Annotated in this window: 22 protein-coding genes; 10 read left to right on the top strand and 12 right to left on the bottom strand. The window is 72.4% G+C overall.

Features of this window, described 5'->3' with window-relative positions; genetic code table 11:
- Positions 1–154 precede the first annotated feature (154 nt).
- From KZX17_RS01925 to KZX17_RS01910, 4 genes are read right to left on the bottom strand one after another with little or no spacing between them, the layout of a single operon-like run.
- On the bottom strand, positions 155–2,026 hold the full coding sequence (locus KZX17_RS01925; RefSeq protein WP_248171100.1) for an FAD/NAD(P)-binding protein: 1,872 nt from the start codon (positions 2,024–2,026) through the stop codon (positions 155–157).
- A complete protein-coding gene (locus KZX17_RS01920) occupies positions 2,026–3,393 on the bottom strand; it encodes an NtaA/DmoA family FMN-dependent monooxygenase (RefSeq protein WP_248171103.1) in 1,368 nt (455 codons plus the stop codon). Before KZX17_RS01920 ends, KZX17_RS01925 begins: the two co-directional genes overlap by 1 nt.
- On the bottom strand, positions 3,390–4,598 hold the full coding sequence (locus tag KZX17_RS01915; protein ID WP_248171106.1) for an LLM class flavin-dependent oxidoreductase: 1,209 nt from the start codon (positions 4,596–4,598) through the stop codon (positions 3,390–3,392). The genes KZX17_RS01920 and KZX17_RS01915 overlap by 4 nt, the downstream gene beginning before the upstream one ends.
- A 33-nt stretch (positions 4,599–4,631) precedes the next feature.
- Positions 4,632–4,988 (bottom strand): carboxymuconolactone decarboxylase family protein, encoded by a 357-nt coding sequence (locus KZX17_RS01910; protein WP_248171108.1) that lies wholly within the window; start codon positions 4,986–4,988, stop codon positions 4,632–4,634.
- Positions 4,989–5,163: 175 nt separating this feature from the next.
- Between KZX17_RS01910 and KZX17_RS01905 the strand changes: the two genes are divergently transcribed.
- The 4 genes from KZX17_RS01905 to KZX17_RS01890 all read left to right on the top strand — a co-directional run bounded on the left by KZX17_RS01905 (position 5,164) and on the right by KZX17_RS01890 (position 8,940).
- Complete coding sequence (locus KZX17_RS01905; RefSeq protein WP_248171110.1) at positions 5,164–5,469, top strand: hypothetical protein; 306 nt, start codon at positions 5,164–5,166, stop codon at positions 5,467–5,469.
- Positions 5,470–5,634: 165 nt separating this feature from the next.
- Positions 5,635–6,624, top strand: a complete 990-nt coding sequence (locus KZX17_RS01900; protein WP_248171113.1) for a pyridoxal-phosphate dependent enzyme — start codon at positions 5,635–5,637, stop codon at positions 6,622–6,624.
- Positions 6,621–7,778, top strand: a complete 1,158-nt coding sequence (locus KZX17_RS01895; RefSeq protein ID WP_248171115.1) for a cystathionine gamma-synthase — start codon at positions 6,621–6,623, stop codon at positions 7,776–7,778. Before KZX17_RS01900 ends, KZX17_RS01895 begins: the two co-directional genes overlap by 4 nt.
- 178 nt (positions 7,779–7,956) lie before the next feature.
- Positions 7,957–8,940: a Gfo/Idh/MocA family protein gene (locus tag KZX17_RS01890; RefSeq protein WP_248171117.1), complete on the top strand. Its 984-nt coding sequence runs from the start codon at positions 7,957–7,959 to the stop codon at positions 8,938–8,940.
- 3 nt (positions 8,941–8,943) lie between these two features.
- On the opposite strand, the gene KZX17_RS01885 is transcribed toward KZX17_RS01890, so the two are convergent.
- A complete protein-coding gene (locus KZX17_RS01885; protein ID WP_248171118.1) occupies positions 8,944–9,519 on the bottom strand; it encodes a DUF1992 domain-containing protein in 576 nt (191 codons plus the stop codon).
- Between the two features lie 94 nt (positions 9,520–9,613).
- Here KZX17_RS01885 and KZX17_RS01880 point away from each other — a divergent pair, with 94 nt between their 5' ends.
- The 3 genes from KZX17_RS01880 to KZX17_RS01870 are packed head-to-tail and all read left to right on the top strand — an operon-like array spanning position 9,614 to position 13,802.
- Positions 9,614–10,231 carry a PadR family transcriptional regulator gene (locus KZX17_RS01880; RefSeq protein ID WP_248171119.1) on the top strand — a complete coding sequence of 206 codons (618 nt, stop codon included), beginning with the start codon at positions 9,614–9,616 and terminating at the stop codon, positions 10,229–10,231.
- Complete coding sequence (locus KZX17_RS01875; RefSeq protein WP_248171121.1) at positions 10,228–10,947, top strand: ABC transporter ATP-binding protein; 720 nt, start codon at positions 10,228–10,230, stop codon at positions 10,945–10,947. Before KZX17_RS01880 ends, KZX17_RS01875 begins: the two co-directional genes overlap by 4 nt.
- Positions 10,944–13,802 carry an FtsX-like permease family protein gene (locus tag KZX17_RS01870; protein WP_248171122.1) on the top strand — a complete coding sequence of 953 codons (2,859 nt, stop codon included), beginning with the start codon at positions 10,944–10,946 and terminating at the stop codon, positions 13,800–13,802. The genes KZX17_RS01875 and KZX17_RS01870 overlap by 4 nt, the downstream gene beginning before the upstream one ends.
- Before the next feature lie 12 nt (positions 13,803–13,814).
- Here KZX17_RS01870 and KZX17_RS01865 read toward each other — a convergent pair whose 3' ends face one another.
- Genes KZX17_RS01865 through KZX17_RS01850 form a run of 4 tightly spaced genes read right to left on the bottom strand, consistent with a single transcriptional unit; the run spans position 13,815 to position 19,356 of the window.
- Positions 13,815–15,197 carry an aspartate aminotransferase family protein gene (locus tag KZX17_RS01865; protein ID WP_248171123.1) on the bottom strand — a complete coding sequence of 461 codons (1,383 nt, stop codon included), beginning with the start codon at positions 15,195–15,197 and terminating at the stop codon, positions 13,815–13,817.
- Between the two features lie 57 nt (positions 15,198–15,254).
- Entirely contained in the window at positions 15,255–16,616 is a 1,362-nt protein-coding gene (locus tag KZX17_RS01860; protein WP_248171124.1) for an aminotransferase class V-fold PLP-dependent enzyme, read from the bottom strand.
- Positions 16,613–18,325, bottom strand: coding sequence for an amidase (locus tag KZX17_RS01855; RefSeq protein ID WP_248171126.1), 1,713 nt, complete (start codon positions 18,323–18,325; stop codon positions 16,613–16,615). Before KZX17_RS01855 ends, KZX17_RS01860 begins: the two co-directional genes overlap by 4 nt.
- Complete coding sequence (locus tag KZX17_RS01850; protein ID WP_248171128.1) at positions 18,322–19,356, bottom strand: agmatine/peptidylarginine deiminase; 1,035 nt, start codon at positions 19,354–19,356, stop codon at positions 18,322–18,324. The genes KZX17_RS01855 and KZX17_RS01850 overlap by 4 nt, the downstream gene beginning before the upstream one ends.
- Positions 19,357–19,449: 93 nt before the next feature.
- On the opposite strand from KZX17_RS01850, the gene KZX17_RS01845 reads away from it, so the two are divergent.
- Positions 19,450–20,046, top strand: coding sequence for a TetR/AcrR family transcriptional regulator (locus tag KZX17_RS01845; RefSeq protein WP_248171129.1), 597 nt, complete (start codon positions 19,450–19,452; stop codon positions 20,044–20,046).
- 91 nt (positions 20,047–20,137) lie between these two features.
- Here KZX17_RS01845 and KZX17_RS01840 read toward each other — a convergent pair whose 3' ends face one another.
- Entirely contained in the window at positions 20,138–20,773 is a 636-nt protein-coding gene (locus tag KZX17_RS01840) for a hypothetical protein (RefSeq protein WP_248171131.1), read from the bottom strand.
- Position 20,774: 1 nt separating this feature from the next.
- The gene (locus KZX17_RS01835; protein WP_248171133.1) at positions 20,775–21,476 is read right to left on the bottom strand and encodes a hypothetical protein; all 702 of its coding nucleotides are present in this window, start codon (positions 21,474–21,476) and stop codon (positions 20,775–20,777) included.
- Positions 21,477–21,816: 340 nt separating this feature from the next.
- On the opposite strand from KZX17_RS01835, the gene KZX17_RS01830 reads away from it, so the two are divergent.
- Positions 21,817–22,368 (top strand): hypothetical protein, encoded by a 552-nt coding sequence (locus KZX17_RS01830; RefSeq protein ID WP_248171134.1) that lies wholly within the window; start codon positions 21,817–21,819, stop codon positions 22,366–22,368.
- A gap of 184 nt (positions 22,369–22,552) precedes the next feature.
- A complete protein-coding gene (locus tag KZX17_RS01825) occupies positions 22,553–23,395 on the top strand; it encodes a sulfurtransferase (protein WP_248171137.1) in 843 nt (280 codons plus the stop codon).
- On the opposite strand, the gene KZX17_RS01820 is transcribed toward KZX17_RS01825, so the two are convergent.
- Complete coding sequence (locus tag KZX17_RS01820; protein ID WP_248171139.1) at positions 23,386–24,636, bottom strand: FAD-dependent oxidoreductase; 1,251 nt, start codon at positions 24,634–24,636, stop codon at positions 23,386–23,388. The genes KZX17_RS01825 and KZX17_RS01820 overlap by 10 nt on opposite strands.
- Positions 24,637–24,660 lie beyond the last annotated feature (24 nt).

Here is a 24,660-nt window from a genome sequence, read left to right as displayed (position 1 = left end):
TCGCGGTGTCGCGGGCCGCAGTCGCGCGGGGTCACGCTGCGTCACGCGGCGTCATGCGCGGCATCCCGCTGCCGGTTGATCCTCCGCCGGTCGCGACACCGGCCCCTGCATCTCGTGACAGGGGAAGGGCGGCGCGGCGCCCGGGGCCGAGGGCTCAGCCGGCGTGGACCCGCGCCAGTGCGTCGAGGACCGTGGCGGCGACGCGATCGGTGGACCGGAAGGACAGTGCGTTGCTGCGCGGGCGGGTGAAGGCGCCCGCCTCGGGCCTGCTCGTGAACGGCCCGATGGCGAAGAGCGTGTCGTGGGCGGTGCCGTCCGGGCGGACCACGCGGCCGTCGGTGTCGACGAGCACCCGCCCGACGGAGACGCGCCGGTCGCCGTCCGCGAGGTGGAGGACGGTGCCGTGCACGTCGGCGAGCTCGCGGAGGGCGGGGTTCTCGCTCGCGGCGGCGTCGGCCTCGGGCAGCCAGGCGTCGACCAGTGCGTCGGCGCGCACCTCGCCGCTGCGCGTGCGGGCGATGACGGCACCGCCCGCGATGTCGACGGTGACGTCGGGTCCGAGGAAGCGGACGACGCCCGCGTCGGCGAGGGCGAGCAGCTCCTCGAGCCGCTGCGGCGGCGGGCCGCTCGCGACGTAGCTGAAGAACGTGTGCAGGCGTGCCAGGCCCTCGATGCGGGACCGCACGTTCCAGCGTTCCGCCGGGATCTCCGCGATCGACATGAACGACAGGAGTGCTGCGAGGAAGACGCCCTGTGCCGGGCTGTGCTCCTGCCGGGTCCGGAGCCCCAGGTCGCGGACGATGTGTGCCCGGACCCTCGCGTGGACGGTGTCGGCGTCCGAGGCGGGCAGTCCCGCCAACGGCCGGTCGAGCTCGTCGACGTCGAAGCGGTCGGCGGGGTCGGGAACCTGGGCGACGGCAGCGTCGTGCAGCTCGGTCGCGTCCCAGCGGTAGCGCAGGATGATGTCGCGGAACTCCGTCCAGCGCCCTCGGACGCGCTCGGGGTGACCCGTGAACAGTTCGCGATAGTGGCCGATCAGCAGCTCGGTCGCCAGGAGCGGCCAGACGTCGGTCTCGAAGTCGAGGAGTCCGGGCCGGGCGACGAGGGCGTCGCGGACCTCGTCGGTCAGCGCCTCGAGCGCTGGTGGGTCTCCCTGCAGCGTCGACGACACCTTCGACCGGTACGGCACACCCCGCCGCGAGCCCAGGTGCAGGCGGGGCTCGTCACCCGAGCGCTCGTACCGCAGACCCTCGCTCGAGTGGACGAACCGCCCCCCTCGACCTTCGGCGAGCAGCACGACGAGGTCGACGGCGGCCAGCCCCATCCCGCGCACGATGACGTCGCGCCCGGCCTCGACCGAGCGGAGGTCGGCGTCTGCGGTGAAGGACGGGGGCACATAGGTGACGCGCTCGGACTCCGCGCGGGCGAGCAGGGCGACGGTCGCGCCGTCGGGATGCCGGGCGTTGTGCCCCAGCGCATAGACCACCGCGTCGGCGTCGAGCTCGTCACCCGAGGCCAGTCGGATCCTCGCCCCGGCGGAAAGGTCCACACCGACGACCGTGTCCTGCACCCAGCGGACCGATGTGCCGTGCGGCGCCGACGCGATCGTCCGCTGCAGGAACCAGGCGAGGTAGTGCGAGTGCAGCCGCCGTGTGGGGAATCCGTCGGCGGTCAGCGCGCGTGCTTCGGCCGAGGCATCCCCCGGATCGACGTCCGGATGCTCGCCGGCGCGCCACTGCTCGAGCCACTCGATGAGGGAGGGGCCGGGGCGAATCGGCCCCTCGATCGCGCACGTGTCATCGGTGAAGACGGTGACGTCGCGCGCCATGGAGTTGAGTCGGAGCAGCGGCGACTGCTCCCGCCGCCAGATCCGGCCCGGTCCCGGGGGATGCGGATCGATCAGCACGATCTCGATCGGCTCGTCGTCGGGCGTCCGCCGCGCGACGACGCGCTCGAGCAGCATCGCGCTGCGCGGACCCGCCCCGACGATGGCGAGGCGGGCAGCGATCGTCGGGCCGGCAGTCATCACCGAGCGGTCTGCGACAGCTGCGCGGGCGCGACGGCGGGCAGGCCCAGCAGGTCGCGCAGGGTCGCCCCCTCCTCGTACCCTTCGCGGTACGACCCGCGCTCCTGCAGCAGCGGCACGACGCGCGACGCGAACTCGTCGAGCCCGTGCGGGGTCAGGTGGCCGACGACGGTGAAGCCGTCGGTCGCCCGGCCCTGGACGTAGCGATCGATCTCAGCCGCGATGTGCTCCGGCGTCCCGAGGAACGTGGGGTTCGCGGTCTGGCGGATCACGAGCTCGCGGATCGACAGCTGCTCGGTCTCGGCGAGGGCGCGGAGCTTGTCGATGCGGGCACGCGCGGTCGCGTGACGGTTCGCCCAGCCGTGCTCGGACTCGTCCCCGGTGTCGGGCTCGAGATCGGGGAGCGGTCCGTCGGGGTCGTAGCCGCTGAGGTCGCGCCCCCAGACCTGCTCGACGTAGCGCAGCGCGGAGTCGGGGCGCACCTGGGCGAGGGCGATCTCGCGGGCGCGCTCGCGGGCGTCGGCGTCGGAGTCGCCGATGACGAACGTGGCGGCGGGGAGGATCTTCAGCGAGTCCTCGTCGCGACCCCACGCCGCGAGGCGGCCCTTGACCGAGTCGTAGAAGACGCGCGCGTCGTCGTACCCGGTGTGGAGCGAGAAGATCACCTCGGCGTGCTCGGCGGCGAAGTCCCGGCCGTCGGCCGAGTCGCCCGCCTGCACGACCACCGGTCGCCCCTGCGGGGATCGCGGCACGTCGAAGAGGGCGTCGACGTCGAACTGGGCCCCCTGGTGACGGATGCGGTCGATGGCGTCCTCGCGCAGGTACCGACCGGCGTCCGCGTCGGCCGCGACGGCGTCGACGGCCCACGAGTCCCAGAACTTCTTGGCGAGCGCGACGAACTCCTTCGCGCGCTCGTACCGGTCGGCGTGCGCGAGGAAGCCGCCGCGGCGGAAGTTCGCGCCGTGGAAGGCGTCCGAGCTCGTGACGGCGTTCCAGCCCGCCCGGCCGCCGGACAGGTGGTCGAGCGTCGCGAGCTGGCGGGCCAGCTCGTAGGGCTCGTTGAACGTCGTGTTGAGTGTGCCGACGAGTCCGACGTGGTCGGTCACGCCGGCGAGCGTGGCGAGGATCGCGAGGGTGTTCGGCCGGCCGACGACGTCGAACTCGTGGATCCGGCCGTGGTGCTCGCGCAGGCGCAGGCCCTCGGCCAGGAAGACGTAGTCGAAGAAGCCGCGCTCGGCCGTGCGGGCGAAGTACTCGAAGGCGCCGACGTCGATCTGGCTGCCGGAGCGGGGGTCGGTCCAGACCGTGGTGCTGTTGACCCCGGGGAAGTGGGCGGCCAGGTGGATCTGGCGAGGTGTCTCGGTCATGCGGGGATCTCCTCTCGGGCGAACACACTGTGCGGGCGGGCGAGCCCGAGGCGGCTGCGCAGCGACGACGCGTCGCCGTCCGCGACACCGCCGAGGGCGGCGAGCAGAGGGATGACGCGTTCGCCGATCGCCACGACGTCGGCGGGCTGTCGGGCCGGCCGCAGTCGGATGCCGTCGACCCCCGCCTCGGCGAGGTCGCGGATCGCGTCCACCACGTCGACCGCCGTCCCCGCGACGATGCGCGCGTCCGAGGCGAAGGCCTGGCCGTCGAGCTCGTCGAGCCGGGCGAGGGCGTCGGTGGCGGCGCGGCGGGTGTCCTCGACGAGGACGACCAGGTCGACGAACACGCGGAGACGCTCGCGGCCGTGGCGGAGCTCGGCGGCGGCACGGTCGAGTTCGGCCAGGATGCCGGTGGTGGCCGCGGCATCGTGCGGCGTGATGAACACGACGTCGGCGTGCTCGGCCGCGAGCCGGTACGGCAGGGTCTGGTGCGCGAGCACCGTGACGAGCGGCCGGCCCTGCGGCGACCGCGGGACGATGGATGCCCCGGTCACATCGAAGAATTCGCCCTCGAACCCGACGTTGTGGATGCGGTCCGCGTCGACGTACCTCCCGGTGGACGCGTCGCGGATGATGGCGTCGTCCTCCCACGAATCCCAGAGCCGGCCGATGACGTCCGCGAACTCGCCCGCCTCGCGGAAGCCGCGGACGAGTTCCGGTGCGTCCTCGACGCGGCCGGACGCGGGGAAGCCGGTGCCGCCGAGCGGCCTGCGGCCGAAGTTGGCCCGCTCCGCATCCGACCCGCCGACGACCAGACGGACGCCGGCGCGGCCGCGGGTGGTGTGGTCGAGGGTCTGGATGCCGGTGGCCACATGGAACGGCTCGGTGTGGGTCGTCGTGACGGTCGGGACGAGCCCGAGGCGCGTCGTGCTCCGCGCAGCGAACGACGCGACGAGGACGGCGTCGAGTCGTCCGCGCACGCGCCCGGCGCGGAGATCGTCGGCGGACTCGAACCGATCGGGCACGGCGAGGGCGTCCTCGATCGTCGCGAATATCGCTCCGGCGCGGTCGGCGAGCTGCAGCAGGTCGCGCCAGTAGCGCGGCGAGGTGAGGTCGGCGGGGCGGGCCGAGGCATCCCGCCATGCGGCGGGGTGCCAGCCGGCGCGGTCGAGCGCGAGGGCGAGGTGGACGGGATGCGTGGACACGGGCGGCCTCTTTCGGTGGGCGGGACGGGTGTGTCAGTGGGCGTGGGGCGGGTTCTCGGCGAATTTGAACGCGAGCCGGCCGTGCGTGAAACCGCCGCCGGCGCGGATCGCGGTCGCGACCCAGGCCGTCTCAGCCAGCTCGGCCTCGGTCGCGCCGGCCCGGACGGCTGCCTGCGTGTGACCGTCGATGCAGTACACGCACTGGGTCGTGATGCCGACGGCGACGGCGATGAGCTCGCGGTACTTCAGCGGGATCTCGCGGCCCTCCGCCGCGAAGACGGCACCGTTGAACTCCGCCCACGTCTTGAGGACGTCGGGCGTGTGCTCCTTGTAGACGCGGGTGTAGGCCGGGTCGCCGGCGCGGTCGAAGTGCTCAGTCGGGGATGGCATGCCCGAAACGATAGGAGCGCGCCCCGGCCACGGCCCGCGGCGTCGTCACACGGCGACACGGGTGAATGGCTTACGCTGTAAGGGTCGATTTCCCAACCGCCCCGTTGCGATCGATTCCTCCGCCTGACGCGGCCCGCGCGTCGACGGAGCCGTTCCTGCGCCGGAGGCACCCCGCATGGGCCGTTTGATCTATCACCGCATCAACACGTTCGAACTCGACGACCGTCTGCTCTCGCAGCTCGAGGCGGTCATCGAGGCGAAGCTCCGCAGGGGCGAGAGCTTCATGTTCGTCATCCCGACCGAGGCGAACGACGGCAGCGGCCGCGTCGCCATCTGGGTCAACAGGGCGAGCAACCTCGTCTACAAGTACCGCCATGAGCGCCCCAGAGTGGATGCGGCCTGGTACTCGGCGCTGATGCTCACCGCCAACTCGCCGAGCGGCCTCGTGATCGTCGCGGAACCGCCGACGGCAGTCGCCTAGTGCTCGTGGTGCGGGGTTCGTGGCGCGCCCGAGTGGCCGTCGGGTACGCTGGTGGGGTGCTGACCCTTCGCTGTTGTCGTCGCTGACCGCCGGTTCCCCGGCGACTCCCGCGACCCCAACAGCTTCCGCGCCTCTGCGAGCGCGGCATCCCGTCAGGAAGAACTCGTGCGCTACGCCAGCTCCATCGCCGACCTCGTCGGCAACACACCCCTCGTCCGTCTGAACTCCGTCACCGAGGGCATCGCCGCCACCGTCCTCGCGAAGGTGGAGTACTTCAACCCCGGCAGCTCGGCGAAGGACCGCATCGCGCGGAACATCATCGACGCCGCCGAGCGCGACGGGCTGCTGCGGCCCGGCGGCACCATCGTCGAACCCACGAGCGGCAACACCGGCGTCGGGCTGGCGCTCATCGCGCTGCAGCGCGGCTACCGGATGATCTTCGTCGTGCCCGACAAGTTCGCGGGCGAGAAGGTCGCGGTGTTGAAGGCCTACGGCGCCGAGATCGTGATGACGCCCACGAGCGTCCCGCCGGAGCATCCCGACTCGTACTACAGCGTCTCGGATCGCCTGGCAGCCGAGATCCCCGGCGCGTTCAAGCCCAACCAGTTCGCGAACCTCAACGGCCCGCGGGGTCACTACGAGACCACCGGTCCCGAGATCTGGCGCGACACCGAGGGTCGGGTCACGCACTTCGTCGCCGGTGTCGGCACGGGCGGCACCATCAGCGGCACCGGCCGGTTCTTGAAAGAGGCGACCGCGGGCGAAGTGACCGTCATCGGCGCCGACCCCGAGGGGTCGATCTACTCCGGCGGCGACATCCACGGCTACCTCGTCGAGGGCGTCGGCGAGGACTTCATGCCGGCGACCTTCGACCCGACCGTGGTCGACGGCTACGAGCGGGTGGGGGATGCCGAGTCCTTCGCCATGACCCGTCGCCTCGCCCGGGAGGAGGGGCTCCTCGTCGGCGGCTCATCGGGCATGGCGGTCGTCGCGGCGCTGCGCGTCGCGCGCGATCTGCCCGCCGACGCGGTCGTCGTCGTTCTGCTGCCCGACCACGGGCGCGGCTACCTCAGCAAGATCTACGACGACGGGTGGATGGCCGACCACGGCTTCTCCGTCGCCGCCGACTCCGAGACCACCGGGAGCCTCGCATGAGCGCACAGTCCGCGGCCCGAGGCTTCGCCAGCCTCGCCGTCCACGCAGGGCAGGAGCCCGACAGCGCCACCGGCGCCGTCATCCCTCCCGTCCACTTCTCGACCACGTTCGCCCAGGACGGGATCGGGGGGCTGCGCGGCGGCTACGAGTACGGCCGGAGCGGCAACCCGACCCGCACCGCGCTGCAGACGCAGCTCGCCGCGATCGAGGGCGGCGCCCACGCGATCTCGTTCGCGTCCGGCCTCGCCGCCGAGGACGCCCTCCTCCGCGCGGTCCTCCGACCGGGCGACGAGGTGCTGCTCGGCAACGACGTCTACGGCGGGACGTTCCGGCTCATCTCGCGCGTCCTCGGCGACTGGGGCGTGCAGCTGCGCGTCGTCGACATGAGCGACCCCGACGCCGTCCGCGCCGCGGTCGCCGAGCGGGCCCCCCGCATCCTCTGGGTCGAGACGCCCTCCAACCCGCTGCTGCGCATCACCGACATCGCCGGCCTCGTCGAGATCGGCCACGCCGCCGGCGCGCTCGTCGTGGTCGACAACACCTTCGCGACGCCTGCGCTGCAGCGCCCGCTGTCGTTCGGCGCCGACGTCGTCGTGCACTCGACCACGAAGTACTTGGGTGGACACTCGGACGTCGTGGGCGGCGCGCTCGTGCTGAACGACGACGCGCTCGCCGAGAAGATCGGCTTCCTCCAGTTCGCCGTCGGCGCCGTCTCGGGGCCGCTCGACGCGTGGCTCACCACGCGCGGCGTCAAGACGCTCGCGGTGCGCATGCAGCGTCACAGCGAGAACGGCCTGGCCGTGGCATCCTTCCTCGACGGTCACGACCGCGTGGCGAAGGTGTTCTACCCGGGCCTCGCCTCGCACCCCGGCCACGAGCTCGCCGCGCGGCAGATGTCGGGCTTCGGCGGCATCGTCTCGCTCGCGCTCGAGTCCGGCGAGGCCGCGCGCCGGTTCGCCGAGTCGCTGCAGCTGTTCACGCTGGCCGAGTCGCTCGGCGGCGTCGAGTCGCTCGTGAACTACCCCGACGCGATGACGCACGCCTCGGTGCGCGGCACCGAGGCGGCCGTGCCGGTCGAGGTCGTGCGCCTGTCGGTCGGCATCGAGGATGCCGCCGACCTGCTCGCCGACGTCGAGCAGGCGCTGCAGGCCTGACTCCGGGCGGGCCGCGGTGCCGCCCCGGCGCCCGGCGTGCGGCATCCGACGTCCGGCGTGCGCAACGGCGGAGAGATCGGCCACCCGCCGGCGGTTCGTCGGCGTGGCGCGGCGTGTCGGCGGAAATCTCCGCAGTTCGGCAGGGAGACCCGACGAGGTCGGCGGGTAGCGTGGCCGGATGACACACGCGCGGTGGGCCATCCTCGGAGCCGGAACGATCAGCGGCGATTTCGCCCGAGCCCTGCCGGAATCCGAGCTGGGCAGGCTGCACGCCGTCGGCGCGCGCGACGCGTCCCGTGCTGAGGAGTTCGCCGCCGCTCACGGCGCGGCGGCGGTCGGGACCTACGACGAGGTCCTCGAGCGAGAGGACATCGACGCCGTCTACATCGGCACCGTGCACACGACGCATACGGACCTCGTGCAGCGGGCGCTCGAGGCGGGCAAGGCGGTGCTGTGCGAGAAGCCGCTCGGTGTCGATCCGATGCAGACGGATGCCGCGATGGCCGCAGCGCGCGCCGCCGGCCTGCCGCTCGTCGAGGCCTTCAAGTACCGGTTCGGCCCCTTCGCCGACGCCATGCGCGAGGTGGTCGAGAGCGGCCGGCTCGGCGAGATCGTCGACGTCGAGTCGTCGATCGGCTTCACCGCGGCGACGCGGACGGGGCGGCTGTTCGATCCCGCGACGGCGGGCGGCGCGATCCTGGATGCCGGGTGCTACCCCGTCTCGCTGGTGGTCGGCGTCGCCGCGTGGTCGGGGCGCGACCTCGATGCGCTGACCGTGCAGGCGGCGGCCGGCACGATCGGTGAGACGGGCGTCGACGAGAGCGCTGCGGCATCCATCGATCTCGGCGGCGCGTCGGCGAACATCCGCACGGCGATCGTGCACGACCTTCCGCGCCTGGCTCGGATCGTGGGGCGGGCCGCCGCGCTGGAGGTCCCCAACGTCTGGGGCAGCCGCACCGAGAGCACGGCCGGGGCCACCCTCATCCTCACCGACGGGACCCGCGAGGAGATCGAGGTACCGACGGTCCAGCCGATGGCCGCCGAGGCCGACGCCGTCATCCGCGCCCTCCGCGACGGACGCACCGAGGTGCCCGAGATGCCGTGGGCGCAGACCCGTACCGTCGCGCGTCTGCTCGCCGAGTGGCGGGCCGCGATCGACTGACGATCAGCGCCGGCGGCGCCAGCGTCGCCGCGGCTGCTCGTCGGCGACCGCGGGGGCGGATGCCGCGAGTCGCGCTGCGCGCCGATCCCGCCAGGCAGCGACCTCTTCGTCGGGGTCGCGGGTCGGTGTGACGACCGGAGGCCCGCCCAGCAGCTGACGACGGGCCTCGACGACCCGGCGCGAGAAGTCCTCGGTGTACTCGCGCACGTCGTCCTCGCGGCTGAGCGCGTCGACGCGCTGCTCGAACTCGGTGTGCTCGATGCGCAGTCGCAGCGCGGGCGGTCCGAGCCCGGTCAGCTGCTCGTTGGCGATCTTCCGACGGATCCACCAGTCGGGGTCGTGCGACGCGCCGAGTCCTTCGATCGGCTTGCCCGCTCCGGGCAGGTCGTCGAAGTCGCCGCGGCGGATCGCCTGCTGGATGGCGGTCTCGACGTACATCGCGCGCTCGGTCCCGGTCGGCGTCCCCGCGTGGCGCTCCGGTTCGGGCGGCGTCTCGCCGTTCTCGCGCGCCGCCTTCTCGGCCCGATAGCGGGCGGCGCTGACGCGCGGGTCCTCGTTCTCGGCGCGGTCGTCGGCCATTCCTCCAGCGTATTGCTTGATTCGCTTGCGGTGGCGTTGCTCGGTATGCATATACTCAGAAAACACATACCCGGTATGCAGCGAGGAGACCTCCGTGTCGGTACGTCAGAGCCTGTTGGCGATCCTGGATCAGGGCGCCTGCTACGGGTATCAGCTGCGAGCGGAGTTCGACCGCCGCACGGGGTCGACCTGGCCCCTCAACGTGGGCCAGATCTACAACACCCTCGACCGTCTCGAGCGCGACGGTCTCGTCGAGAAGGGCGACGTCGACGAGCAGGGCCACGTCTACTGGCAGATCACGGATGCCGGTTCCGCCGAGGTGCAGGCGTGGCTCGACGCGCCGGTCGAGCGCGCGCAGGGCACGCGCGACGAGCTCGCGATCAAGCTGGCGATCGCTGCGACGCTGCCGGGGGTCGACCTGGCCGCGGTCATCCAGCGGCAGCGATCCGCCTCGCTGCGGCAGCTGCAGGAGTTGAATCGCGCGAAGTACGCCGGCGCGAACCCGGACGGGCCGGAGGAGCTCGCCTGGTCGCTCGTCGTGGACTCGATGATCTTCGCGGCCGAGGCCGAGGCGCGGTGGCTCGACCACACCGAGCACCGGCTGGCGCAGCACCCGCACCGCACGATGGGACTCGAGCTCTCGACCGAGACACCGAAACGCGGCCGACCGGCGAAAGCCGAGGGCGTCGACGCCGAGGCGGTCGTGCGGTGACCGCCGCCGTCCTGCAGCTGGTGGGGGTCACGCAGCAGTACGGCGAGGGCGAGACGAGCGTCTCGGCACTGTCGGGCGTCGACCTGACGGTCGACAAGGGCGAGCTCGTCGCGATCATGGGAGCGTCCGGTTCGGGCAAATCCACGCTCCTGTCGATCGCGGGCGGGCTGCAGAAGCCCACCAGCGGCGAGGTCGTCGTCGAGGGGACCTACCTCTCGACGGCGACGCGTCGCGATCTGGCGCAGCTGCGGCGGCGCTCGCTGGGATTCGTGTTCCAGGACTTCAATCTCATCCCGACCCTCACGGCGGTCGAGAACGTGACGCTGCCGCTCGAGCTCGACGGCTTCCGAGCCCGGGTGGCGCGCCGTGCGGGTCGGGATGCGCTCGCCTCCGTCGGACTCGAGGACAAGCTCGACGCCTACCCCGACGATCTGTCGGGCGGGCAGCAGCAGCGCGTCGCCATCGCCCGGGCGGTGGTCGGCGGGCGTCGGCTCATCCTCGCCGACGAGCCGACCGGAGCGCTGGACTCCGTGACGGGGGAGGCGGTCATGAAGATGATCCGCCATCGCGTCGATCAGGGGGCCGCCGGCATCCTCGTCACCCACGAGCCGCGCCATGCGGCGTGGGCGGACCGCATCGTGTTCCTCCGCGACGGTCGCATCGTCGACGAGTCGCAGCGTCACGGCGCGGACGCGCTGCTGTCGGGCACGCGATGACCGCGGTGCAGGACCGGCCCCGAGCGGATGCCGGGGCGCGCCGCCGCGCCGAGCGACCCGCGCCGTCGCGCACGGCGCGGGTGCGCGTCGCCGTGCGCATCGCTCGGCGCCAGGTGCGCCGCGCGTGGGTGTCGTCGCTGCTCATCATGACGCTCATCGCGCTGCCGATCGCGGGGATGGCGGGGGTTGCGGTATACGTCGCGAGCATGATCGCGACACCGGCGGAGCGCGTGGCGGTGCAACTCGGAGAGATGCAGGGCTGGGTGGAGCCGATCGGCGTCCCCGATGCGGGGTTCTGGCAGGCGCCGGACGAGCCGTACTCGTACGGGTACGGGACGGGGCCGGAGTGGACCTCCGAGGCAGAGGGGGAACCGTTATCGGACCCCACCTCCGCGCTGCCCGCGGGGACCGAGACGATCGAGGTGTCGCAGGGACGCGAGCGCGTCCAGACGAGCGCGGGGATCGCGGCGATCCGGGCCTGGGCGGGCGACATCGGGGATCCTCGATTCACGGGTCGTTTCGACATGGTCTCGGGGAACGCGCCGAGCGGCGCCGGCGAGGTCATGGTGACCACCGCGACACTCGATCGTGTGGGGGCGCGGGTGGGCGGAGAGCTGCGCCTGGTCGACTCGGATGACGTCCTTCGGATCGTCGGCACCTTCGATGCCGCGGAGCTCGCCGATACCGAGAGCGCTGTCGCCTTCCCGGACGCAGACCGCTTCGAGGGGGCGACCTGGTACCTGCCCGAGACCTCCCTGTCGTGGACGGAGATCCGGACGTTGAACGAGCAGGGCATCGGGGTCTACTCGCGCGAGGTGGTCCTCGACCCACCGGCGTTCTCTTGGCCGGACGGTTCTCAGGTGTACACCGCGGCGACAGCGGAGGAGCAAGGACTGCTCGCCCTGGCAGCGGGCCTGGGCGCGGGTGGCCTCGCGGCCGCCTACATGGTGGTGATGCTCGCCGGAGCGGCCTTCGCGGTGAGTGCGCGGCGACAGCAGCGTGCGCTCGCTATCGCGGCCAGCGTGGGTGCCGACACGCGGGACGTGCGCAGAATCGTCCTCCTCCAGGGGACGGTGCTCGGTCTCGTCGCCGGCGGCGTGGGGCTCGCCGCCGGCGTCGGATTGGCGGCCGTCGTGATGCGGCTGACGGACAACGGCTCGGCGATGCAGTTCTGGGGCTTCCATGTGCCCTGGGTCATCCTCATCGGCATCCTGCTCTTCTCGACGCTCGTCGGGACGGCGTCCGCATTCGTGCCCGCCCGGTCCGTCGGGCGATCGGACACGATCAGCGCGCTTCGCGGAGCACGTCGTCCCCAGCGGGTGAACGCTGCTCGGCCGCTGTGGGGATCGCTGCTGATCCTCGTCGGCGTCGTCGTCACGATCCTCTGCGGCGTGGCGGCAGCGGCCGTCGCTGCGGACACGATGCTCCCCTGGGACTCGCCCTTCCGGTGGCTCCCCGTTGTGGGCATCATCGCGGGTCCCGTCCTGGCGCAGGTGGGCATCCTCATCTCCGGTCGGTGGCTGCTCTGGCTGGCTTCACGGCTGCTGTCGCGGTTCGGCATAGCGGCGCGGATGGCGTCGCGAGATGCGGTCGCGAACGGCGCTCGGACGGTGCCGGCGTTCGCGGCCATCGGCGCCACGGTGTTCGTCGGCGTGTTCGCGGTCGGGGTCGGGATGATGTCGGCCGGGACGCAGGTGCGGACGTGGGACTACTCCGCGCCGATCGGTACCGTGACCGCCGACGTGTCGAGCATGGACGGGGACCAGCTCGATCCGACCGTACGGCTCGCCGTGTTCGAGGACGTCCGCGACGCCTTCGAGCAGGCGGGGGCGACGGCGACCGCGCTCGTGCAGCGCCAATACCAGCTGTACTGGAGCGGCGAGGAGGACATCCCCGGCGACGCTGTGCGGGCGACCGTCATGGTTCCCCAGCGAAACCTGCTCAGCGGGGACGACACCGATCAGGGATGGTCGGGAGTCTTCGGCGATCCGACCAACAACATCGCCGTGATGGACGCGTCGGACGTTCCGACCGTGATGGGGGTCGAACTGAGCGCCGTCGACAAGAGGGCGTTCGAGCAGGGAGCTGCGCTGATCACTGACAGCGACCTGATCACCGATGGACGCATCGACGTCGCCGCGTGGACCGAGCGGGAGTGGGCGACGGGCAAGGCGCCGGACAACATCTTCGCTTCGGCGAACGATGCCGCGTTCGCCGAGCCGCAGTGGCGGACGACCCTCCCCGCGATCGCGCTCGACGCGCCGGATCAGCCGCTGAGCGTGGTGCTGCATCCGTCTGCCGCTGAGGAGCTCGGCCTGAACCTGGAGCCGACGGCCCTGTTCGCGGCGATGCCCGAGGACTCCCCCTATCGGAACTGGGATCGGGCGTACGCGCTGGGGGACAGCCTGACGACCGACGACCACTCGGTCTACGTTTCCGTGGAGACCGGCCCGCCGAGCCCCGCTGCCTGGCTCGTTCCGCTGCTCGCGGCCGTCGCCGTCCTCGTGCTCGGCGCGAGCGCCGTCGCGCTCGGGCTCGCGCGGTTCGAGCGTCGGCCCGACGACGCGACCCTCGCCGCCGTGGGCGGCACCCCGGGACTCCGGCGTCGCATCGGCCTGTGGCAGGGGCTCGTGATCGCGGGCTTCGGCACGTTCGCGGGGGCGGCCGCCGGCATCCTTCCACCGATCGGCTTCTGGCTGCAGTCGCAGACGTCCTGGGAGCCGATGGACCTCGCCGACATCCCGTGGTGGCTGCTCGGGGCGCTCGCCGTCGCGCTGCCGCTGGGGATCGCGGCCGTCAACTGGCTCGTGCCGCCGCGCGAACCCGAGCTCACGCGACGCAACGTCATCGCGTGAGCCGGGTCGGCGTCACAGTCGGGCGGATGCCTCGGTCAGCACGCGTCGGAGGATCCCCTCGATCTCGTCGAACTCCGCCGGTCCGATCGTGAGCGGCGGAGCGAGCTGGATGACGGGGTCGCCGCGGTCGTCGGCACGGCAGTAGAGCCCCGCGTCGAAGAGGGCCCTCGAGAGAAAGCCGCGCAGCAGCCGCTCGGACTCGTCGGCGTCGAACGTCGTCTTCGTCGCCTTGTCCTTCACGAGTTCGATCCCGAAGAAGTAGCCGTCGCCGCGCACGTCGCCGACGATCGGCAGGTCGAGCAGACGCTCGAGCGACGCGCGGAAGGCGGGCGAGTTCTCGCGTACGTTCTGCAGCAGACCTTCCTCCTCGAAGATGTCGAGGTTCTCGAGGGCGACCGCGGCCGACACCGGGTGCCCGCCGAACGTGTACCCGTGCGGGAACGACGTCGTCCCGTGCGCGAAGGGCTCGTGGATGCGGTCGCTGATGATCGTGCCGCCCAGCGGCGAGTACCCGCTCGTGACCGCCTTCGCGAAGGTGATCATGTCGGGCTGGGAGCCGTACCGGTCGGCGCCGAACCACTCGCCGAGGCGCCCGAACGCGCAGATCACCTCATCCGAGACGAGCAGCACGTCGTGGCGGTCGCAGATCTCGCGGACGCGCTGGAAGTAGCCGGGCGGCGGCGGGAAGCATCCACCCGAGTTCTGCACCGGCTCGAGGAAGACCGCCGCCACCGTGTCGGCGCCCTCGAACAGGATCGCCTCCTCGATGCGATCCGCCGCCCACCGGCCGTACTCCTCAGGCGTCGTGCCGGTGAAGCCCTGCTCGGCGGCGCGGTACCAGTTCGTGTTCGGCACGCGGAACCCACCCGGGGTCACGGGCTCGAACATCGACTTCATGGCCGGAAGGCCCGTGATGGCGAGCGCGCCCTGCGGCGTGCCGTGGTACGCCACGAAGCGCGAGATCACTTTGTGCTTGGTGGGCTTGCCCTGCAGTCGCCAGTACTGCTTGGCGAGCTTGAACGCCGTCTCGACGGCCTCACCGCCGCCGGTCGAGAAGAAGACGCGATTGAGGTCGCCGGGGGCGAGATGGGCGAGGCGCTCGGCGAGCTCGATCGCGGGCGGGTGCGCGTACGACCAGATCGGGAAGAACGCCAGCTCCTCCGCCTGCCGCGCCGCGGCCTGCGCGAGTCGCGCGCGGCCGTGCCCGGCGGCGACGACGAACAGCCCCGACAGGCCGTCGATGTACTGCTTGCCGCTCGCGTCCCAGATGTGGTGGCCCTCACCCTTGACGATGATCGGGACCCCCGACCCCTCGGTCATCGTCGACTGCCGCGCGAAGTGCAGCCACAGGTGATCGCGGGCCTTCTGCTGCAGGTCGTTCTCGGACGGTGCCATGGGTTCCTCCGGTGCGTCGTTGCGGGTGGGGCGGATGCCGGGCGTCAGCGCATCACGTCAGCGCATCGTGTTCAGGATGCCGACGAGGTCCTCGAACCGCGTGCGCGGATTCAGGATCGCGAAGCGGGCGTTCGTGCGCCCCGCGTGGCTCGACGGCGTGACGAAGGCGTGCTGGTCGTCGAGCAGGCGGTTCGACCAGGCGGTGTAGTCGTCCTTCGTCCAGCCGCGGCGCTCGAACACGACGACGCTCAGCTGGGGACGCCGCACGAGCTCGAACTCGTCGCGGGACTCGATCTCGGCGGCGATGCGCTCGGCGAGCGTGATCGACGACGTGATCGCTTCGCGGTAGACCTCCGCGCCGTAGGTCGCGAGCGAGAACCACAGCGGCAGACCACGGGCCCGGCGCGTGAGGTGCGCGGCGAAGTCCGACGGGCTCCAGTCGCTCGTCTCCGTGAGGGTGTCGAGGTATTCGGCGTGCTGCGTGTGCGCACGGCGGCCGAGCTCCGGGTCGCGGTAGAGCAGCGCGCACGCGTCGAACGGGGCGAACAGCCACTTGTGCGGGTCGACGATGAGCGAGTCGGCGTGCTCGAGACCCGCGAAGTGGTGCCGCGCCTCCGGCGAGAGCGCCGCCGCGAGCCCGTACGCGCCGTCGACGTGCAGCCACACGCCGTACTCCCGTGCGACGTCCGCGACCGAGGCGATGTCGTCGACGATCCCGAAGTTCGTCGACCCGGCCGTCGCGACCACGGCGAACACGCTGTCGCCGTGCTCCTCGAGCGCGGTACGCACGCCGTCGCCGTGCAGCACGCCGCCGGCGTCCGGCGCGACCGGGACGACCTCGACGTCCATGACGCGCGCGGCGGACGCGATCGACGAGTGCGCCTCCGCCGAGCACACCACGCGCCAACGGTCGGGACGGATGCCGCGCTCCCGGGCGGTCTCACGCGCGGCGACGAGCGCCGACAGGTTGCCGAGCGTCCCGCCCTGCACGAACACGCCGCCCGCGGTCGCGGGCAGGCCGAACTCGTTCGCCAGCCAGCGGAGCACCTCGTTCTCGGCGTGGACTGCGCCCGCGCCTTCGAGCCAGGATCCGCCGTAGAGCGCGCTCGCCGAGACGACGAGATCGAACGCGGCGGCGGCCTTCGACGGCGCGCTGGGGATGAAGGACAGGTACCGCGGGTCGTCGGTCGTGATGCAGGCGGGGGCGAGCACGTGCTCGAACACGCCGAGCGCCTTGCGTGCGCCGATGCCTTGCTCGCTGATCGTCACGCCCGCGAGGCGAGCGAGCTCGGCGGGCGGCAGCGGCTTGTCGAGCGGGTTGTCGTCGGTCAGCAGCCGCTGCCGCGAGTAGTCGAGGACGAGGTCGACGATCTGACGGGTCTCGTCGGTCACGTCGTGCATGCGGGCGGGCTGGGTCATCGGTTCTCCGAGGTGCTGCGGGGGAGCGCGGGTGTGCGCGGGGGGGCGGTCCGGCGGGTGCCCAGACGTTCGAAGGCTACGCCGAGGCGCAGCAGGGCGGAATCGTCGTAGGCGCGGCCGGCGATGGTGAGGCCCACCGGCATCCGGGTGTCGGTCATGGTGCCCATCGGGACGGTGACGGTCGGGATGCCGAGGTGCCGGATCGCGAGGTTGCCGTTGGCGATCCACACGCCGTTGCGCCAGCCGAGGTCGGCCGAGGCCGGGTTCACGTCCATGTCGGCGGCGCCGACGTCGGCGACGGCAGGGAACACGACTGCGTCCAGGCCGGCGGCATCCAGCCACTCCTCGAGATCGGTGCGGCGGACGTCTTCGAGGGCGCGGAGGCCGTCGGCCAGTTCGGGCATGTCGTCGAGGCCCGCGCCCGGGTGGGCGCGCACCCAGTCGGGGTATTCGGCGATGTCGTCGTCGAACCCGGTGTAGCGGTCGGTGAGGGCGCCCGGCGGGTGGGGGAAGATCGTCGCGCCGTCGACGTCCGCCAGGGTGGAGAGGGCGGGGTCGCCGTTGGCGGCGAGGAAGTCCTCCCACGCCCACGCCGACAGGTCGACGATCTCGCGGTGCGGGTACCCCTCGGGCAGGCGATCGCGGATCGTCGATGCGCCGGCGCGGTCGCCCTCGTAGTTGCTCACGACGGGGAAGTCGACCTCGACGACGGTCGCGCCGGCAGCCTCGAGCTCGGTGCGCGCAGCGCGCCACAGCTCCAGGATCGACCCACGGGTCTCGATGCGTTCGCCGGTCGGACCGCCGATGCCGGTGCCGGTCCCCGCATCCGGATCGGCGTTCACGTACATGCGTGGGATGCCGATCCGCGCCCCCGCGAGCGACGCGCCCTCCGCGAGCGCCGGGTACGACGCGGGCCGCACGGTCGACGCGGCGGGGAGCCCGACCCACGGCTGCACGCGCCAGAAGTCCCCGCGCGTCTCGGTGTCGTCGGCGACGATGACGTCGAGCACCTCGAGGAGGTCCGCCATCGTGCGGGTGTGCGGGACGACGATGTCCATCGTCGGGACGAGCGGCCAGTTGCCGCGCACCGAGATGACGCCGCGGGAGGGCGTGTAGGCGCAGAGCGCGTTGTTCGACGCCGGCCCGCGGCCCGACGACCAGGTCTCCTCGCCGAGGCCGAACGCGGCGAAGCTCGCGGCGGTGGCCGTGCCCGACCCGTTCGACGAGCCGCTGGCGAACGGCGCGGTCAGCCAGTCGGCGTTGTACGGGCTCTCGGCGCGGCCGTAGACGCCGCGCTGCATCCCTCCGTTGGCCATCGGCGGCATGTTCGTGAGGCCGAGGCAGATCGCCCCGCCGGCGCGCAAGCGCTCGATCGTGAACGCGTCGCGCTGCGCGACGAGCTCCGCGAACGCGGGGGAGCCGGCCGCGGCGGTCAGCCCCCGCACGAGGTAGCTGTCCTTCGCCGTGTACGGGATGCCGTCGAGCGGCCCGAGGGTCTCGCCGCGGGCGCGACGGGCATCGGCTGCCGCGGCCTCGGCGCGCGCGTCGGGGTTCCGCACCACGACGGCGTTCAGCGCGGTCCCGGTGTCGGGCCCGTCGTACGCGTCGATGCGGGCGAGGTAGGCGTCGACGAGGTCGACTGCGGTCGTCTCGCCCGACTCCAGCGCCGCCCGCAGCTGGGCGATCGTCGCCTCGACGACGTCGATCATCGGGTCACCTTCGGCTGCTGCTGGGTGATGCAGTGGATGCCTCCGCCGCGATCGAACAGCGGACGGGCGTCGACCGTGACGACCTCGCGCCCCGGGTAGGCCTCCGCGAGGATCGCCCGGGCCTGCGCATCGGCCTGCTCCTCGCCGAACCCGCAGGCGATGACGCCGCCGTTCACGACGAGGTGGTTGACGTAGCTCCAGTCCACGGGGCCGTGTGCGTCGGTCAGGGTCTCGGGGGCGGGGAGGGCGACGATCTCGAAGCGGCGGCCGGCGGCATCCGTCTGCTCCTCGAGTTCTGCGCGCAGTTGCGCGGTGACAGCGTGGTCGGGGTGCGACGCGTCGCGCTGGTCGTGGAGCAGGATGCGGCCGGGCGAGGGGATCGTCGCGACGATGTCGACGTGCCCGTTGGTGCCGAAGTCGTCGTAGTCGCGGGTCAGCCCCCGGCTCAGCCAGACGGCGCGTGTCGTGCCGAGGGTGCGGGCCATCTCGGCCTCGACCCGGGCACGGTCGGCGAACGGGTTGCGACGCGGGTCGAGCTGCACGGTCCCGGTGAGCAGCACCGTGCCCTCGCCGTCGACGTGGATGCCGCCGCCCTCGTTCACGAGCACCGAGGAGACGAGCTCGGCGCCCACCTCCGCGGCGATGATCCGGGCGTGCGCGGCCGAATCCTGCCATTGCGCCCATTCGGGGGCGCCCCAGCCGTTGAAGATCCAGTCCACGGCGCCGAGGGCGCCGGGGCGCTCGTCGTCGACGACGAAGGTCGGGCCGTGGTCCCGCATCCAGTACTCATCGACGGGCGCCTCGAGGAGCGTGACCTCAGCGGGCAGCATGCGGCGGGCGCGGCCCGTCTCGCTCGGGTCCACGACCATCGTGACCGGCTCGAACCGGGCGACGGCGGCGGCGACCGCCGCCCACGTCGCGTAGCCCTCCTCGCGCTCGGCGGCGGTCTCACCGAGGGTCACGCCCTCGCGGGGGAAGGCCATCCATGTCCGCTCGTGCGGCGCGGTCTCGCTCGGCATCCGCCAGGCCATGGCATCTCCCTCGGGTGTCCGGTAGCTTATTGATCGTTTGATCAACAAGGGGAGGCTACCGAGTCGATGTCACAGGCGTCAACCGTCCGCCGGATGCGGAAGACCCCGGCCGAACGTCGCGACGAGATCGCGGCGGCGGCCCGCGAGATCGCGCTCGCCGAGGGCCTCGATGCGGTCACCCTGCGCGCCGTCGCCGCCCGCGTCGGCGTCGCGCCCGGGCTCGTCGCGCACCATGCCGACGGCATGGACGCGCTCGTGGCCGAGGCGTTCGGCGCCGTCGTCGCCGAGGAGCTCGCCGCCGTCGTGGCCGCGATGCGGGTGACGGATGCCGCGACGACGCGCCTCGGCATCCTGCTCGACACGGTCTTCGGTGAGGAGCCGAGCGCCGTCACGCTCGTCTGGGTGCAGGGGTGGGCCTTGGGCACCCGCAACGAGGAGCTCGCGGTGCGGGTGCGCGCCGAGATGGACGCGTGGCAGCGCGCGCTCGCTGCGGAGATCGACCGTGGCCGCGAGCGCGGCGAGTTCGGCGCCGTCGACGCCGACGCGATCGCCTGGCACCTGCTCGCGATCATCGACGGCCTGGGTGCGCAGGGACTCGTCCGCTGGCGCGCCGACCCGTCGCGCGCCGACCTCACCCGCCGCGCGCTCGCCGCGCTGCTGGGCGTCACGCCCGACGCGCTGCGCACCTGACCGTCGCCCCGCCGTGGCCGCGACCCGACGCGAACCGCGGTCATTCGACCGGGGTGGATGCCGCTCGCGTCGGGTCGGCGGTGCCGTCGGGTCAGTCTTCGGGGCGGGAGATGTCGATGGTGACGAAGTTCGTGCCGGGGACGGGGCGGACCTCCCATGTCGCGCCGTCCAGTGCGCCGGGCGCGAGATCGAAGCGCTCCTCCACGGCGGCCCGGTCCAGTCCGCGCAGCTCCGATGCCTCGCCGGCGGGAGCGAGGAACTCCATGTCGCCGCTGCTCGTCTGCCCGTACGCGTCGGGGTCGTCCTGACCGATGGCGTCCTCGTACAGCTCCTCGACGACCTGCCCGGGGATCTTCTTCGGGGCGCCGAGGACGTCGTCGAGCACCTCGCGCGGGGTCTCGCGCACGGCCTGGCCGATCGAGGTCCCGAGATCGCGCGAGATGTCGTAGTCCGGCGCGGCGTGTCGCCCGGTGCGGCCGAGCTGATCGAGTCCGCGACTGACGTCGGTGAGCATGTCGTACTTCTTGGCGTGGGTCGCGACCGGTGCGTCGCGCCGGTGGCGTCCGGCGTCGGTGCTGTTGCGCCGGTCCGTGCCCCGGATGCGATCGGCGTCCGCGCGGTGCTTGCCGCCACGCTTGCGGAACGCGCTCCCGAACCCCTTCTTGAACTCGCGGCCCGCGCCGTCGACGGCATCGACGATCTCGCGCATGAGGTGCTTCATGGTCATGTCAGTCTCCCGAGATCTGCAGATTGGCGAGGTCGGCGAGCAGGCGATCGGTGCGGTCCTCGATGTCGACGGCCTGCGCGTCCATCTCATCGGCTGCTGCTTCGAGCGCGGCGAGGTCGGCTTGGAACTCGTCCACGTCGCCGATGGCGCCCTCCACGACGGGCGCATCCATCAGCGCCATGACGACCACCGGGACCTGCTCGACGAGCGGCTCGACGGCGAGCGGCAGCACCTCGTTGATGACCTGCTCGATCGTCGCCTCCATCGCCATGGCGAGCAGCTTCTTCCGCGCGAGCAGCAGCACCGCTGCGCCGCCGGCGCCGAGCGGACCCGCGGCGAGCAGCGGGACGAGCTGGATGAGGGTCAGGGTCACCTCGGCGATGACCTTGATCTTCATCGCGAGGACGATGCCACCCGCGATGTCGATCCCCGTCGCGGCGGGCCCGAGCACATCGAGGAGCTTCTGCATGTTGTCCGAGCGGTTGCGGTTCCACCCCTCGACCTGCGCCGTCCCGGCATTGCCCTGCAGTGCGGTGGCGAGATCGCCGTTCACGCGGCTGTCGACCGTCTGGATGATCGACTCCATGTCGTCGCGGTACCCGCGCACGAGATCGGCCGCCTTGTGGACCTCGTCCTCGTCGATGTCGGGCCACTCCAGCCCCATCTTGTCCATGATCCAGATCAGCTCATTGGGCAACATCATCCCCACCGCGACCACCTCCGCAGCCGACAGTAGTGAGGGCGCGCAGCCGCGCGCGATGGGGAGAACGCCCCATCGACGCGCACTCGCTGCGCCGCTCGACCCGACGCAAACGGCGGTCATCACGGGGGATTGGACGCCGCTTGCGTCGGGTCGGCGGGTCAGCATCCGCCGACGCATAAGGAATGTTCAGGAACCGGTCGCGAGGCCCGTGTTTCCGCGGGATGCCGGGGGCTCCGATACCGCCGAAGAGGGGCCGGCGGCGGCATCCGTCCCATCCGATCCGCGCATGCCTCCGGACCACCCACCGTGCGAAAGCCGCACTGAAGGAAGGAAGACATTCATGCGTACCAACCTGAAGCGGACCATCGTCCTCGGCTCGACCGGCCTCGCGGCCGTCGCCCTCACGGCAGGGTTCGCCCTCCCGGCGAACGCCGCGGAGAGCGAGGACACCACGACCACCACCGCGACCGAGGGCTTCACCGACTTCCTCGACGCGAACGAGGCGCTCCAGGGCTCCATCGGCTCGCTGCTCGACGGCCCGCTCCTGGGTGACGTCTCGACCGGCGACCTGTCCGTCGGCGACATCGGCTCGGGCAACGACGCACCCATCGGTTCGGGCAACAGCGTCGACGCGCCGATCGGCTCGGGTAACGACACCTCCGTCGACGCACCCGTCGGCAGCGGCAACGAGGTCGGCTCGGGCAACGACACGAACGTGTCGCCGAACACCGACGTCTCGCCCGACGTCAGCAACGAGGTCGGTGACGTCACCAGCGACGTCACCTCTGAGACGGGCGACCTGGTGAACGACATCACGAACGACGTGGACAGCACCGTCGGCGACGTCTCCTCCGAGGTCAGCGACCTGGTCGACGGCGTCCTGGGCGACTGATCCTCGCGGGCGGACCACTGGTCCGCCCGCGCTTCCCGACATGCCGGGGCCCCATCGGGGCCCCGGCATCGTCGTGTCCGGCGGTCACGTCACTCCCGAGCCGCCGCAGAGTGTCGCACTCGGGACGGACGGGCGACCGATTGAGGCGGCTCGGCGCATGCGACCGTCGTCGTAGGGTCGGGACATGACGCGTGCGCGACTGATCACCCCCGACGAGCTCGACGGCATGATCCGGGATGCCGCTCCGCTGACGGTCCTCGACGTCCGGTGGCGCCTCGACCGGCCCGACGGCCGCGGCGACTACGAGGCGGGTCACGTCCCGACCGCGGTGTACGTGAGCCTCGACGACGAGCTCGCCGCCCACGGCGCGCCGGAGGACGGCCGGCATCCGCTGCCCGAGATCGCCGACCTGCAGACGGCCGCTCGCCGCTGGGGCATCGACAAGGGCGACACCGTCGTCGTGTACGACGACTGGCAGACGTTCGGCGCCGCGCGCGCCTGGTGGGTGTTGACGGATGCCGGTGTCCCCGACGTCCGGGTCCTCGACGGCGGCCTGCAGGCCTGGCGCGACGCCGGCCTCCCGCTCGAGACCGGGCCGGTGCACGCAGCCCGCGGCGACGTGTCGCTCACGCCGGGGCACCTGGCCCGCCTCGACATCGGCGAGGCGGCGGAGCTTCCGGCCACCGGCATCCTGTTCGACGTCCGCGCGCCCGAGCGCTACCGGGGCGACGTCGAACCTATGGATCCCCGCGCCGGTCACATCCCCGGCGCGGTCAACGCCCCCACCGGCGGGAACGTCGACGACCGCGGGCGATTCCGCTCGCCCGACGAGATCCGCGCGCGGTACGCGGCGTTCGGCGTCACCGGCGACACGACGGTCGGCGTGAGCTGCGGCTCAGGGGTGTCGGCCGCGCAGGCGGCGTTCGCGCTGCGCCTCGCGGGCGTCGACGCGGCACTGTACGGCGGATCGTGGAGCCAGTGGTCGAACCACCCCGACCGCCCGGTCGCGACCGGCGATCAGCCCTGACCGAGCACCGCCGCTGCCGCCCGCTCGCCTGACACGAGCGCTCCCGCGATCGAGGGCGTCTCGCGGTGGTCGCCCGCGACGACGACCCGCTCCGCCAGCCGCACCGGGGACGCATGCCGCATGGGCGGCCCGAGCGCGGGCAGCGCGTCGGGGATGTCGTCGCGGCGCAGCAGCTCCCACGAGCCTGCCTCGGAGCCCCACATGCGCGCCAGCTGGGCGCGCACGCTCGCCTCGTCGGCGGCATCCCGCGACAGGCAGCTCGCCGCGACGAGGTGCCGCCCCGCCGGCGCGTACGCCGGTGCCGTGCGCGTCATGACCACGCTGTTCACGATCGGTCCGCGGCGCTCGCCGTCGACGGCGAGCAGAGCGGATGCCGGAGCCCCGGCATCAGCACCGAACCACCAGGTCTGCAGTCCGTGCATCGCGGGTGCCGGCAGATCGACGAGCCCCGCCGCCTGTGCGCCGCCCACGGCGACGACGACCTCGCGCGCCGTCACGGTGTCGCCGGCCTCGATCGCGATCTCGATGCGCTCGGCGCGCACGTCGATCGCGGTCGCGCGGTGCGACAGGCGGATGCCGGCGCCCGCCGCCCGGGCGATGTCGGCCAGTCGGCGAGGCAGCGTGGCGATGCCGTCAGCCGGCACACCCGGTCGGCCGAGCGCGAACAGTCGTGCGAGGAGGGTCGCGTACGCCGCCGAGGTGTCGGCGCCGTCGTCGGCGAGCACGCCGCTCAGGAACGGCTCGAGCACCGAGCGCCGCAGCGGACCGGTGAGGCCGGCTCGGTCCCACGCCGCGTGCAGTGTCGAGTCGCCCGAGGCCGCGACGGATGCCGGCCGCACGAGCGCCGGCAGGAGCCACCGCGCCGCACCCGCCGCATCGGCGGGCGACACGAGACCCGACAGTGCGCCCGCGATCGTTGCGGGCAGCATCCCGGGGTGCCGCAGGGGATGCGCGAGGACGTCCGACCGACCGTCCCGTACGACGCGCACGCCGACGGGGAACGGGCGCAGATCGAGGGATGCGGGGTCGAGCGCGCGGGCGAGGGCGTCGTATCGCGGATTGATCACCTGGAAGCCGCGGTCGAGCAGGAATCCGTCGACGCGGTCCGTGCGCTGCCGGCCGCCGACCTCGTCCGCGGCGTCGAGCACGACCACCTCGCGACCGGCGCGGGCGAGCAGCGCGGCTGCCCGGAGGCCGGCGAGGCCGGCTCCGACGATCGCGACGTCGTGGACAGCAGCCATGGCGACAGCCTCGCACAGCACGCG

The organism is Microbacterium sp. EYE_78, from assembly GCF_023149035.1.
Lineage (GTDB): Bacteria > Actinomycetota > Actinomycetes > Actinomycetales > Microbacteriaceae > Microbacterium.
The sequence above is the reverse complement of the archived record's forward strand: the minus strand, read 5'-3'. Positions and strand labels throughout refer to the sequence as shown.